Here is a 13631-nt window from a genome sequence, read left to right as displayed (position 1 = left end):
CGTTATGAGTCTTACCACCGAACAAACTCCCACAGTTTTAATTGTTGATGATAATTCTGCTAATTTAGGTGTCTTGTCTGATGCTTTAGATCAGGCTGGTTTGGAAGTGATGGTAGCGAAATCTGGAAAAGTTGCTTTAGAGCGAGTTAAATACGCTTTACCCGACTTAATCTTACTGGATGTCATGATGCCAGAAATAGATGGATTTGAAACCTGTCGTCTATTAAAGGCAAACCCCAAAACTAAAGATATTCCCGTTATTTTTATGACGGCACTATCAGATACAACCAATAAAATCGCCGGGTTTCAAGTTGGTGCAGTAGACTATATCACTAAACCTTTTCAACAAGAAGAAGTTTTATCACGAGTTCAATTACACCTCAAGCTACATGATTTAACTGTCAAGTTAGAACATAAAAATTCCCTATTAGAGCAGAAGGTTTCGGAAGTTAGCCAAGCTTATACTGACCTAAAAAACGTCCAGATTCAGTTAATTCAAAGCGAAAAACTTTCCAGCTTAGGACAAATGGTAGCCGGAATTGCCCATGAAATTAACAACCCTGTCAACTTCATTTATGGCAATCTCGTTCATGCCAATGAATACACTCAAGAAGTTTTAAAACTGCTGCATTTATATCAAGAAGAATACCCAGAACCCACACCCCGCATTCAAGCAGAACTAGAATTAACAGATTTAGAATTTCTAGAGAGCGATTTATTAAAATTGCTCAACTCCATGAATTTTGGTGCAAGACGCATTCGAGAAATTGTTAGGTCTATGCGAATTTTTTCGCGTACTGATGACGCAAATCTTACAGAAACCGATATTCATGAATGTCTTGAAGGTACGCTGACAATTTTAAATTATCGTCTGAAACAAAAATCCGACCATCCCGCGATCGCAGTTATCAAAGACTATGGTTTACTACCACCAGTCGAATGCTATGCCGTACAAATTAACCAAGTATTTATGAATATTCTCTCTAACGCCATTGATGCTTTAGATGAATATGACAAACACCGTTCATTGGCAGAAATTCGCCAAAAACCCAGCAGCATTAAAATTCATACCAAAATGATTAGTGATGATTGGGTTGCCATTCACATTGCAGATAACGGCCCAGGAATTCCGCCCGAAGTCCAAGCAAAGTTATTTGAACCTTTCTTTACAACTAAACCTGCGGGTAAAGGCACAGGATTAGGTTTATCTATCAGCCATCAAATTGTTGTAGACAAACACGGTGGTCATATTACCTGTAAATCTTCACCAGGAACCGGGACAGAATTCATCGTCAAAATTCCCCTCCAACAAACAGTGTCTCAAGTTGCTTAAATTAAAAGTGCTGAGTATGGCAGGTGACAGGTTACAGGTGACAAATGACCAATGACTATCGACCAATTCCCAAATCAACAGCGATGCGATGGGCGCAAGCAAAGCCTGAAAACGCTACAGCATTTAAACCCTGACCAGGAAAGGTACTATCACCCACACAATAAAGTCCTGGAATAGCTGTGCGGTTGAATGGCATCCCTAACAAGCCCCATAATTTACGTCGGGGAATTGGCCCATAAGTCCCATCTTCGCGCCCCAAAAAGCGGCGATGGCTGCGGGGTGTCCCGACGGATAAATAATCTAACCCTGCATCTAACCCCGGAAAAATTTGTTCTAGTCGGTCAATAATTCGCCAAGCTGCTGCTTCTTTTTTGGCTTCATATCTGTTTGGCGATAAACCCAGCCAACCATCAATCCAGTGAGGTGTAAAGGCATGAATGATATGATGTCCCGGTGGTGCTAAATCTGGGTCAAGTAATGTGGGGATAGAAACAAAAATCGTGCCTTCTGCGGCTGTCATTTTTGCCCAATCTTCTAACAAAATATGATGGCATTCTATATGCTGAGGTAAAACTGAGCTTTTCACGCCGATATGTAAACTCAAAAAGCTGGGCGATTTTTCATAGCGTTGTTGCCATATTTTCTCATTATTAGGTATTTTCTCTACAGGAATTAATTTGCCAAATGTATCCCAGCGTGTAGCATTAGAAACTATACGTTTACCTCGATAAATTTTACCATTAGCAAGTTCTACACCGACAGCACGTCCTTGTTCTAGGATAATTTTTTTTACCCTCGCTTGATACTTAATTTGACCACCAAGTTGTTCTAGTCCTTCCACTAGTTTTTGAGCAATTATGCTTACTCCACCTTTAGGATAATTAACACCGCCATAATGTCTATCGGAAAAGACCATCCCAGCATTAATCATGGGTGTCATGCTTGCTGGCACTACTGACCAGCAATAACATTCCATATCAATGAATTTTAATAATAAAGGGTCTTTAATATAGCGCCGCGCGATATCTCCAACATTTTGTGGTAAATATTTCAGTAACCCAAAACACGCTAAAGGATGCTGGAAGAACATCCGCATCAGATACCGAGGTTCTTCTAAAGACAACAAATCCATACGGTTCAGGCAATTAAAAACTTGCCAGCATTCGTTATAAAAGCGGCGAATGCCTCTTGCTTCTTGCGGAAAGTAAGCAGTAAGATTTTGCAAAAAGTTGTCATAAACCCGGTCAACTTTAATGTCTAATCCATCGGGTAAATGATAATGAATTTGTACTGGATCTGGTATTGTTTCGATTTGCATATTGACCGCATCTAAGGCGCGAGTCAGCAAGTTAGTTGTGCCGTTTTTTCCCAGCCCAAAAATCATCGATGCGCCAACATCAAAGTGATAACCATGCTGTTCAAAATAGCCGGCACTACCACCGGGAATTAAATAACGCTCTAACACCAAAACTTTTGCGCCTTTGGCTGCTAGTTGAGTTGCTGTTACTAAGCCACCCATTCCCGAACCAATGATAATTGCGTCAAATACAAGATTGTTATTTGTCATTGGTCATTTGTCCTTTGTTATTGGTTATTGGTATTGCTAAATACAAACTACAAAATAGCCTAATTTCCGTTCCGGAAGTTTAGTCTTTTTACTTAATTGGGACTTACGCATCAAAACGAAAATCAAGGGTTTTGACGAGGGTATAGGGGTTCAGGGGTATAAGGGTGTACTTATTTAAAACCCTTACACCCAATCTCCACAGATAATCTTTGTGCGTAAGTCCTGTTAATATCTGCACTGGGTTGTGTTTCTACGCCTGAAAACCCAACAAGTGACCAATGACCAATGACCAAAACAAAAAAGAGGGACAAGCCTGCAACTGCTGGCTAATCCCGTCTGCCGATCCTTAAAGAGAGGAGAACACTGATTCATAATATAACTTTGATTGAGAATATATGTCAACTACTAATGAAAAAGATTTTCAATAATTTTTGGAGGTTGATTTTGGCTGCCAGCTACACACAGGAAAGAGTATGATGAGGTTTCAGTTCCAATAAAATCAAAAGTACCAATTTCCAGCTATGACGGTACAGCTGCGTGTTTACGTTCCACCCCATCCTTTAATTAAGCACTGGTTGGCAGTTGCCCGTGATGCTGCTACACCTTCAGTATTATTTCGCAGTGCCATCACGGAGTTAGGCAGATGGCTAACTTACGAAGCGGCGCGGGAGTGGCTACCAACTCTAGAGACAACGGTGCAGACTCCTTTGCAGGCTTGTCCCGCAACTTTTATTAATCCAGAAGTGCCTGTGGCAGTGGTGCCGATTCTGCGGGCAGGGTTAGGATTGTTAGAAGGGGCGCAAACTTTGTTACCTTTGGCTTCAATTTATCATTTGGGCTTAGTGCGTGATGAAGAAACGCTGGAGGCTCGGTGTTATCTGAATAAATTGCCGGAAAAATTTGATCCGCAAACTAGGGTGTTAATTACAGACCCGATGTTAGCTACTGGGGGGTCAATTATGCGGGCGATGGCAGAATTAACTCAACGGGGAATTGACCCGGAGTTGACGCGAATTGTCAGTGTAGTTGCAGCTCCGCCAGCATTGCAAAAATTAAGTGCGGCGTATCCGGGTTTAATCGTTTACACTGCAACTATTGATGAAACAGTGAACGATCGCGGTTTTATTGTACCGGGATTAGGCGATGCGGGCGATCGCATTTTTGGTACTTAAGTTACTATGCAGCTAGGAAAGGAAAATCGCTTAACACAAGATCAAGATTGTAAGATTGCTTCAAGGCGGGTAAAGTTATGAGTCAGCGAGATGGTTTTGCTAGTGGTTTTTTCGCAGGGGCGCTGTTTGGCGGCTTAGTTGGTGGTGTTTTGGGCGCTGTCATCACTTCTCGGCTGGATTTAGAATCAACAGAAGAAGAAGCCGAACTCAGTAATGGTGTGGTAGAGCCGAAAAAAAATTCAGCCAAACGACGGATGAGAGCTTTAGACAATGGAAATCTGGAAATGGAATCAGCTAGGCGATCGCTAGAAGATAAAATTGCTCAGTTAAATGCCACAATTGACGAAGTAAGGCAACAGTTGGGTAATGTAAACGGCAGTGCTAGTCAAACAGCAGGCGATCGTTCCTCAATACAAGATTAGTCATCTGTAAAGGGCTTTCTGCAACTGAGTTTCCATCTTCAGACTAATCAACAACGGCGGTAAACGTTAGTCGTGGTCAAAATAGATACTAATTCGCAGACAGCATGACAACGACTAAACTAAAATCAACTATAAGACCGCTTGTGAAACTTAGCAGGAAACCCCAAAATCCATGTTTTTACTGATTAGCACTCTCAATACCTTCATACAGCTTTATACGGCTCTACTATTTATTAGAGTTTTATTGACTTGGTTCCCTACCATCAATTGGTATAATCAGCCTTTTTCTGCTTTAAGCCAAATTACTGACCCATATCTCAATGTCTTCCGTTCCATTATCCCTCCCTTGGGCGGCATTGATCTTTCCCCAATGTTGGCGATTTTATTGCTGCAAATAGTAGGACAAGTAGTAGGTAGTCTAGTAGGTGGTTTGCAGGTTTTTGCCTAACTATCCACTGGATGTTATTGAAAGTCTGGGTTAATTAACCCAGACTGTTTATTAAAAGCTGTCGTTACTCAGCACTCACACTTCGACTGCGCTCAGTGTACAACACTCAGCACTCAGCACTCAGCACTCATCTTCGGACTTGACTACTAAATCCCGACGCTTTAAATTGCTTTAACTTTAAAGGTAATGGCTGATTTGCTGGTACAGAAATTCTCAACTCAAAATCGCTAGTTCCTGGGGGAACTTCGGCAATAGAACCAAGACGGGTACGATTTTGTAAAACTGGGTCGTTGTTAGCATCATATATCCGACCATAGATATCTGCATCGTAGACGGTTTTATAAGTGCCATTTTCGGCTTTACCTATGACAATAAAGCAATTAGCCGCAGTTGCGCTACCGCCACTTGTCACTGCCCCCTGAGCTAGTTCTGGGGGACAATCTTTATAAGAAATGTCAAATAGTTTAATCTGGGTTAAGGCTTCGACTGTTGGTGTGATTACCCATGAGAGAAGCGCAAACAGACAAACAGTAAATATTAGCTGCATCAGTTTTGAGTAGTACTGCATAACCAAAGTTGGGAAATTCCATAAAAATGCTTTGCTGTGTTGTTTTTTCATATTTCACACAGGTAATTAATTACTCTAAGTGAACTTAGTGCTGAAAAACTCGGCATTCAGCACTATTTTTAACCTCAGCTTACCTGAATTTCGCAACCAAGAGATTGCAGACTTTAAATTCTGCGGAGTATCCATCAAGTTTTTTTGATGAATTTTTGTATTCTTTAGTTGACATCCACCTTATACATCAAGAAAATTTGATATGAGGAATAGACAACCTTAGCGACAACACGCGGTGGAGAGGTCGATGAATACAAAAGTTAAGAAATTGGCTCTCGTGTTGGGAACGCTGACTCTAATCAGCAGTTGTGCCGATAAATCAACTTCTAATACTCAAAGTCAGCAGTCTCCAAGTGCTGTAGAAGTGAGTAATAGTAAAAAGACTGGGATACCGATTAAAATTGATGGTTCTAGTACGGTGTATCCTATCACGCAAGCGATCGCCAAAGAGTTTCAAGCAGACTCTAATAACAAGGCGCAAATTGAAGTCAAATTTTCTGGTACTACAGGCGGGTTTGAAAAATTTTGTGCAGGAGAAACAGCAATCAGCAATGCGTCCCGACCGATTTTGTTAGCAGAGATGACAGCTTGTAAAAATAATGGAGTGGGGTATATAGAGCTTCCCATAGCTTTTGATGCTTTAACTGTGGCTGTAAATCCTCAAAATACTTGGGCAAAAGACATCACAGTAGCAGAATTAAAAAAGATTTGGGAACCTGCGGCTCAAGGGAAAATTACTCGCTGGAACCAAGTACGAGCATCTTGGCCAGATCGTCCTTTGACTTTGTATGGTGCTGGGGGAAAATCTGGTACTTTTGACTACTTTACAGAGGCAATTGTTGGTAAAGCTAGAGCTTCTCGCAACGATTATACAGCCAGTGAAAATGATGAAATGTTAGTAGATGGCATTAGTAAAGATCCAAATGCGTTAGGTTACTTTGGCTACGCTTATTACGAAAAACATCAAGATAAATTAAAAGCTCTTTCTATTGATAGCGGCCGTGGCTCTGTATCACCTTCACCGCAAACAGTAGAGAAAGCAATGTATCAACCACTTTCTCGACCATTATTTATTTACGTTAATCCTCAATCTTTCTCACAAAGGGGAATACTGTACGAATTTATAGACTTTTACATTAAAAATGCCCCAAAAGCTGTAACTTCTGTGGGTTATATACCTTTACCTGACGAAGGCTACCAGATAAATTCTGTTCACTTTTATCAAAGCAAGGTAGGAACAGTATTTGATGGCAAAGCAGAAATGAATCTCACGATTGGTGAATTGTTACGAAAAGAAGCCAAGTTTTAGCGATTAAGTTTGATTTTAGGTGTACTTTAATGGCTCATAATTCACAAGCTAGTCCCAGTCGGATACAAGCAGGCAGTAATCTCAGTTTTTTTGAAAAGTACCTGACTGTTTGGGTATTTTTATGTATCTTTGGCGGAATTGTACTGGGTCGATTATTTCCTGGAGTGGCGGTAGCACTGGACGCAATGAGCGTATATCAAGTGTCGATTCCCATTGCTGTCTGTTTGTTTTTCATGATGTATCCCATCATGGTGAAAATTGACTTCACCCAAGCTACAAATGCTATCCGCGCCCCAAAACCGGTAATTCTCACCTTGGTAGTGAATTGGTTGATTAAACCATTCACAATGGTGGTCTTTGCTCAGTTTTTCTTAGGATGGTTATTTCGTCCTTTGATTGTCGGAAGTGAAATGATTCGCGGTGGTGAAGTTACACTGGCTAATTCTTACATTGCCGGCACAATTTTATTAGGAATTGCACCTTGTACAGCAATGGTGCTGATGTGGGGATATCTTTCTTACGGCAACCAAGGACACACCTTAATTATGGTGGCTGTAAACTCTTTGGCTATGCTATTTTTATATGCGCCTTTGGGTAGATGGTTACTAGCGGCGAATAATTTAACTGTACCTTGGGAAACTATTGTTTTGTCGGTACTAATTTACGTTGGTTTGCCGCTAATAGCAGGAATGTACAGCCGTTACTGGATTTTTAAATATAAAGGTAAAGAGTGGTTTGAAAGACGATTTCTCAACTATTTGACTCCCGTGGCGATTACGGCTTTGTTATTAACTTTGGTACTGCTGTTTGCCTTCAAGGGTGAATTAATTGTGAATAATCCCTTGCATATTTTGTTAATTGCTGTACCATTGTTTATTCAAACTAATTTCATTTTCTTGATTAGTTATGTAGCAGCATTAAAGCTGAATTTAGCTTACGAAGATGCTGCACCAGCAGCATTAATTGGCGCGAGTAATCATTTTGAAGTAGCGATCGCCACGGCTGTGATTTTATTTGGCTTGAGTTCGGGTGCTGCACTGGCTACGGTGGTAGGGGTTTTAATTGAAGTGCCAGTCATGTTAATGCTGGTTGAAGTTTGTAAACGCACAGCAAGTTGGTTTCCGAGAGAACCGGAGAAAGCAACCTTGCTAGATCCGCGTTGTTTTGGGGATTGTAAATAATCACAACTATCAGGAATAAAAAACAGGGGTTATCTATGAAACGTGTCATGTTTGTCTGTAAAAAAAATTCTGCCCGTTCACAAATGGCGGAAGGTTTTGCTAAAACCTTGGGTAAGGGAAAAATTGCTGTGACTAGTTCGGGATTAGAGGCGAGTCAGGTAAGGCCAGAAGCGATCGCAGTGATGCAAGAAATTGGGATTGATATTACTGATCAGCATTCCAAACCCCTAAGTGATTTTCAAGCCGAAGATTTTGATGTGGTGATTTCTCTGTGTGGTTGTGGTGTGAATTTACCGCCGGAGTGGGTAGTGCGCGAAGTATTTGAAGATTGGCAATTGGATGATCCGGCTGAACAACCTGAGATTTTTCCGAGAGTGCGCGATGAAATTAAAGAACGGGTAGCGCAATTAATCGCATCGGTAAATCAAGCATAAACTTATTTATTTCCATCATGACAACATTCGACCATCCCCCCAGAATCTTATTTTTATATGGTTCTTTGCGCGATCGCTCTTACAGTCGCCTGTTAGCCGAAGAAGCCGCACGCATCATTACAGAATTTGGTGCTGAGGTGAAGTTTTTCGACCCCAGAGAACTCCCAATTTACGGTAGTGTCCCTGACACCCATCCCAAAGTTCAGGAATTGCGTGAATTAAGTTTATGGTCAGAAGGGCAAGTTTGGTCTAGTCCAGAGTTACACGGTCAGATTTCTGGGATTATGAAAAACCAAATTGATTGGATTCCTCTGAATATAGGTGCAGTTCGTCCAACCCAAGGTAGAACTTTGGCTGTAATGCAGGTAAGTGGTGGTTCCCAATCGTTCAACGCCGTGAATACATTGAGAATTTTGGGGCGATGGATGCGGATGTTTACGATTCCCAATCAATCATCAGTAGCGAAAGCATATCAAGAGTTTAACGAAGATGGCACTATGAAAGATTCACCCTACCGCGATCGCGTTGTGGATGTGATGGAAGAACTTTATAAGTTTACTTTGTTGTTACGAGACAAAGTAGATTATCTCACTGATCGCTACAGTGAACGTAAAGAGAAAGCAGCCAAAGAAGTCATTGAGGTGGCGAACAAAGCTTTGCAAACTAATTAATTAAAATTAATTTTGAGCGATCGCATCTCTGTTATGAGAAAATTCTTAATTAAATAGGCAATAAGAAATAATACTATTGCCGTTCACCGTCTAACTAGGGATTTTGTAATAATTAGAGACATAACCTCTAAGTTGCTCTTGACGACCTATGAACCCAGATGAGATTAAAACAGCATTGCAAACAGCCTTTAAGCGTTGTGATGTAGCCAGCTGTCCTCTCTCTGAGACGCAGAAACAGATATTACTGCAAGTAGTCAAGCAAATTCCTCAAGATTCCACATCCGATATTGCTAACCCGTTAGACGAATTAGACTCCGAAGAACTGTTAGCATTTTTAAAATTTGTCAAAACAGAAGAACAACAAAACCGCACCTGGAAAGTGCAACTACTCAATGATTGGCTGCATAACCAAAACTCAGGCGCAGTCCAATTCATCCGCGAACGCTATGGTTTGCAATGGTTGAATCGAGTTGAGTCCTATCATTTTGATAAATATGCTGATTTTGAAGATGCACTCAAGTTAAGAGTAGGCGATCGCATCGAAGTTTCCAACGCCCTCTGGGAATGGGTGCAAGACAATGGCCCTTGTCAACGAGAATGGTTTCTCTGCACGGTAGTTTACATCGATGAAATCAGCAATAATAACAACTCTTCTCCAAATTGCATTATTCGCTTTTATAACGGTTCTGAATTTGAAATTCAAGGCATTTATGATTGGAATCGTTATAATTGGCGCTGGCCTCAAAATCAAAAATGAACTCAATTTGTGTAGGCTAGAAGTAGGAAGAATACTTCTCTTTAGATAGAAAGCTGGGTATATATAGCAATCCTACATCATTTATAAAACTCTCTTTCTTCTCTTTCTTCTTCTTCTTTGTGTCCTTTGCGTCCTTTGCGGTTCGTTAAAAAGAATACTTTTTCACAACTCCGATGGGATGGCTATATATATTTTTTTGCGTTGCTGATTACGGGGATGATTTTTGTCTCACGCAAAGGCGCAAAGAGCAAGAGTTTTAAAAGTAGAATTTTATGATTTCATCCCGCATTTATGCAACGCCATTTTTTTATTCCTCAACTTTCCTCCTGAAGCTTACGTCGTAATTCATCCAGTGATGATTCTACTTCAGCGACATCTAAATCTTGACTATTATTTATTTCCACATCCTCTTCAATATAAAACTCAATGCTGAGTTTAAATTTTATTTTTCCATTTTTCCAATTTTGAGAACCTAATGTTAGAATTTTGCAGTCTATCCCTTCATCAGAGAAATAATTACATGATGGAAAATCAACGCTTCCCCTACCTAATTCTTGTTCCAAACTGTATGATAAATCCTCGTTAGATGATTGACTTACTCCAGACTTAATCCTGCTAATTTTATAAATGTTATCTTTAATTTCTAGAACATCATCATCATTACATTCTATGGGTTTGAATATATCTTCCATATCAACCTCTATTTAAAAATTAATCATCACCTCGATAGCCACAGATACCCAACTTCTCAAATAAGTCAGGTATCTTCTGATTCACCAATAAATTAGGCAGCAAATATCTCAGGCTTTACCCTACTTTCATCTGTGGTTAATCAATCTTGAATTTGCACCATCCCATCCAACAAACCATCAGAAATTATTACACCATTACTTGCAGCAATCTTTTCCACAGCATCTAATTCATTTAGATTAATTACTGGCAATAAATAGTCATATAACTGCATTGCTTGTAAACAACTATTCATTCCCGATACTGCTGTGTTATAACTTTCTATTTTTTGTTCCACAGCACTTAGCAAGCGGCGGTTCTGCAAAATTTTCTCTTCGGCTTCGTGTTGTAAAGTCTGTTCTAAATAAACACGCGCTTGGGGGTATTGTTGGAGAATATCATCAGCTTGTTGTTCCGCCATTGGTAACAATTGTGTTTTTAGAATTTGATTGATGGTTTGGCGGAAAGATGTCCGAATGGTATAGGAAACTTTTGGTTCAAAATCTAACTTTAACAATTGCCGAATTGCTGGTTCAGCTTCAATCATACTTTCACAGTCATAACTTTGGGATGTTTGCTGCAAAGTTTGACGAAATTGATAGATAGAAAAAGTGCCTTCATCATAAAATCTCGGACTTTCGCGCACGAAGCGATCGCATTCTACACTAGCAGCACTTACTAAAGCTAATGTTACCTGTTTTTCGATGGCTTTGATGTTTTGTTCAATCCCACCATCATTCCCCAATAAACGATATAACTGACGATAATATTCGGTTTTGCGAATTGTCTCAATTAAGCGTTGAAAGAAATTAGCAACTAATTGTTCAGAGGAATTAACTAAAATATCTTCCAACTGATTGGATAAATAATAAAATGCCTCGACTAAAATCGCCAGCAATGGCGCAGTTGCATTCCGTAAATGACTCAGAGTTGCACGGCGATAAGCTTCAGCCACAGAAAAGGTATCTAGCAATTCATCTAAACGCCGAATCATCCGTGATTGTAATTGACGGAAATCAGCTTCAAAGATTTCAGAACCATTATTAATGACTTGGTTGATTTCTGCGATAATATGTTGATTAAAATCTTTGCCAATTTCCTGGAGTTGTTGGTTGAGTCGCTGTAATTCCTGCGACTTCATCGCCTCAATTTCTCTTGGTTGACTGTCTAAATCTCGGTAAACTGACTGATAAGTTTTTTTCAGTTTAATACAAATACCTTCTAAATCATCAGCCAGATTTTGAAACAGCATCGGACGCTTTTCTTCTGTGAGATAGCGGGTAATAGCTGTGCGAAATTCTTCAATACCACTATCGAGAATTAGCTGATTAATTAAAGGTATACCTTGTTCAGCTAAAATCCGCGAATAATTTTGATTGGGAGTTTCAAATCCATTCAGAGAAATGCGAAAATTAGTGTAGGAAAGCTTACCAGAAGTCACACAATAGTTATTAAATGCGTAGACAAACTGTGGTGTTTCTTCTTCTCCATTCAAGCCTTTTACACTTTCCGCAAAGATAGAATCTAAACCAAACCTGTTCTGTATACTTGTCTGTTTAATCTGACTGCCATAAAAACCAAGTAAGCCACTGGTTTTATAAACTCTGCTGGTATCACGAAACTGACTGCTAATTAAATCATCCAATCGCTGCCTTAATTGGGTATTGTACCAAGTTTCGTCGATGCGGTTGAACACATAAAAGACGCGATCGCGGATTCCGCTATTTCCCCGCATTGTTTCTAAAAGCAGCGTTTCTTCTTTTGTCATGTCACCAGCCGATGCAGGTTTCAGCACGCATACCACTGCTGAAGTATCGGGATGTTGAATTTTAGCGTAAGTTAACTGTGCATCCTTTTCTACAGGAGCATCAATTCCTGGTGTATCAATAATAACGTTGCCATCTTCCAGCAAAGGATGATTGCAATAATATTCAATTCGCTTTAAAACAGCACTATTACTTCCGCGTCTTGCATATCCAGCAGCTTCTTTTAAATTGGAAAAATTAAATGTTTCCATTGAATAAGTCGCATTATTAACTGTATGAATATGCTCACGGTTCGCTTCATAACCTGCTAACAATAAAATTAATGCCTTAGCTTGTTTTGCACGTTCCGAACGACTTTCGCCACCTTCCTGTTGTAGAATTAAGTCACAGCCTTGATTGAGCAAATTAATTACTTCAGCTTGATTGATATTGACTGCGGTTGTAAATCCTATTTGCTGACATAAATAACTGGCTTGTTCTCTAATTTCCGATTCACTTAAAAAAGTTAGTACGACTCTTTCTTTATCTAGTTCTGCATATTCAATTTTGCATTCTGTCCCTGTGGCGTGACCTTCTGCACTATACAGTAATTCTCTTTCCAGGAGGGCATTAATTAGCATAGATTTACCTGCACTAAACGCACCCGCAAACACAATTTCAAACTTGGGAGAAATAGCCTTGCCTAAAGAAGTTTGTACAGGTGTGATATCCTGAGAACGTAAAGCAGGTTCTTGCTGGAAAAGTTGTAAGATTAATTCAACTTGCTCTTTTAAATTTGCACATTGAATCGGCAGGCTAGTCATTTTTAATACCCTGAAGATTACATATATATTAATAATGATTAAATCTGTAAAACCTCAGTAAATCTACTTGCATATAAGTCACTGGACAAATCATCTCCCGACTAATTTAAGAAGTCGCAGCGATGGTAACCAGAGATGAATCCTAAATAGAGAAATCCTGGTTAATTTCCTAATTTACTTGTGTATTTATAGAGTAGGAAAGTAGCCTTACCTCAATTACTGATATGAGTTCTATCCTGACCTCTGTACTCTGTTTTCCTAAATAATTTTGTTTGATATTTTAAATGAATGTATCAACTCTCTAAATTTAGCTTGATCAAAAAGAAGCCTCTCGCCTACCCGGAACGGGAGGCGATGAGATGAATTTTTGGGCGACGACGAGTTGACCTCCGACCATTATCAACCGCTAGGTTGATTAGG

Annotated in this window: 13 protein-coding genes; 9 read left to right on the top strand and 4 right to left on the bottom strand. The window is 39.8% G+C overall.

Features of this window, described 5'->3' with window-relative positions; genetic code table 11:
- Positions 1–4 precede the first annotated feature (4 nt).
- Positions 5–1333: a hybrid sensor histidine kinase/response regulator gene (locus tag H6G28_RS22985; protein ID WP_190674467.1), complete on the top strand. Its 1329-nt coding sequence runs from the start codon at positions 5–7 to the stop codon at positions 1331–1333.
- A 55-nt stretch (positions 1334–1388) separates the two neighbouring features.
- On the opposite strand, the gene crtH is transcribed toward H6G28_RS22985, so the two are convergent.
- A complete protein-coding gene (gene crtH / locus H6G28_RS22980) occupies positions 1389–2900 on the bottom strand; it encodes a carotenoid isomerase (protein ID WP_190674463.1) in 1512 nt (503 codons plus the stop codon).
- Positions 2901–3421: 521 nt separating this feature from the next.
- Here crtH and upp point away from each other — a divergent pair.
- The 3 genes from upp (at position 3422) to H6G28_RS22965 (ending at position 4942) form a co-directional block, all read left to right on the top strand.
- A complete protein-coding gene (gene upp, locus H6G28_RS22975; RefSeq protein WP_190594888.1) occupies positions 3422–4072 on the top strand; it encodes a uracil phosphoribosyltransferase in 651 nt (216 codons plus the stop codon).
- A 77-nt stretch (positions 4073–4149) separates the two neighbouring features.
- Positions 4150–4494: a ssl2009 family thylakoid membrane protein gene (locus H6G28_RS22970; protein ID WP_190594887.1), complete on the top strand. Its 345-nt coding sequence runs from the start codon at positions 4150–4152 to the stop codon at positions 4492–4494.
- A gap of 172 nt (positions 4495–4666) precedes the next feature.
- Positions 4667–4942, top strand: a complete 276-nt coding sequence (locus tag H6G28_RS22965) for a YggT family protein (protein WP_062287113.1) — start codon at positions 4667–4669, stop codon at positions 4940–4942.
- 127 nt (positions 4943–5069) lie between these two features.
- Here the strand turns inward: H6G28_RS22965 and H6G28_RS22960 are convergent, their stop codons facing one another.
- Positions 5070–5510, bottom strand: coding sequence for a biotin carboxylase (locus H6G28_RS22960; RefSeq protein ID WP_190674618.1), 441 nt, complete (start codon positions 5508–5510; stop codon positions 5070–5072).
- Positions 5511–5808: 298 nt separating this feature from the next.
- Between H6G28_RS22960 and H6G28_RS22955 the strand changes: the two genes are divergently transcribed.
- The 5 genes from H6G28_RS22955 to H6G28_RS22935 all read left to right on the top strand — a co-directional run bounded on the left by H6G28_RS22955 (position 5809) and on the right by H6G28_RS22935 (position 9913).
- A complete protein-coding gene (locus H6G28_RS22955; RefSeq protein WP_190594886.1) occupies positions 5809–6870 on the top strand; it encodes a PstS family phosphate ABC transporter substrate-binding protein in 1062 nt (353 codons plus the stop codon).
- 29 nt (positions 6871–6899) lie between these two features.
- A complete protein-coding gene (arsB, locus tag H6G28_RS22950) occupies positions 6900–8051 on the top strand; it encodes an ACR3 family arsenite efflux transporter (RefSeq protein WP_190674460.1) in 1152 nt (383 codons plus the stop codon).
- Positions 8052–8086: 35 nt separating this feature from the next.
- The gene (gene arsC / locus H6G28_RS22945; RefSeq protein ID WP_190594884.1) at positions 8087–8485 is read left to right on the top strand and encodes an arsenate reductase, glutathione/glutaredoxin type; all 399 of its coding nucleotides are present in this window, start codon (positions 8087–8089) and stop codon (positions 8483–8485) included.
- 17 nt (positions 8486–8502) lie between these two features.
- Complete coding sequence (gene arsH / locus H6G28_RS22940) at positions 8503–9156, top strand: arsenical resistance protein ArsH (RefSeq protein ID WP_190674458.1); 654 nt, start codon at positions 8503–8505, stop codon at positions 9154–9156.
- 148 nt (positions 9157–9304) lie between these two features.
- Positions 9305–9913: a hypothetical protein gene (locus H6G28_RS22935; RefSeq protein WP_190594882.1), complete on the top strand. Its 609-nt coding sequence runs from the start codon at positions 9305–9307 to the stop codon at positions 9911–9913.
- Between the two features lie 314 nt (positions 9914–10227).
- On the opposite strand, the gene H6G28_RS22930 is transcribed toward H6G28_RS22935, so the two are convergent.
- A complete protein-coding gene (locus tag H6G28_RS22930; protein WP_190674455.1) occupies positions 10228–10605 on the bottom strand; it encodes a KGK domain-containing protein in 378 nt (125 codons plus the stop codon).
- 140 nt (positions 10606–10745) lie between these two features.
- Positions 10746–13211: a dynamin family protein gene (locus H6G28_RS22925; RefSeq protein ID WP_190591454.1), complete on the bottom strand. Its 2466-nt coding sequence runs from the start codon at positions 13209–13211 to the stop codon at positions 10746–10748.
- Between the last annotated feature and the right edge of the window lie 420 nt (positions 13212–13631).

Source organism: Nostoc sp. FACHB-190, assembly GCF_014696905.1.
Lineage (GTDB): Bacteria > Cyanobacteriota > Cyanobacteriia > Cyanobacteriales > Nostocaceae > Nostoc_B.
This window is presented reverse-complemented; position numbering and strand designations above follow the sequence as displayed.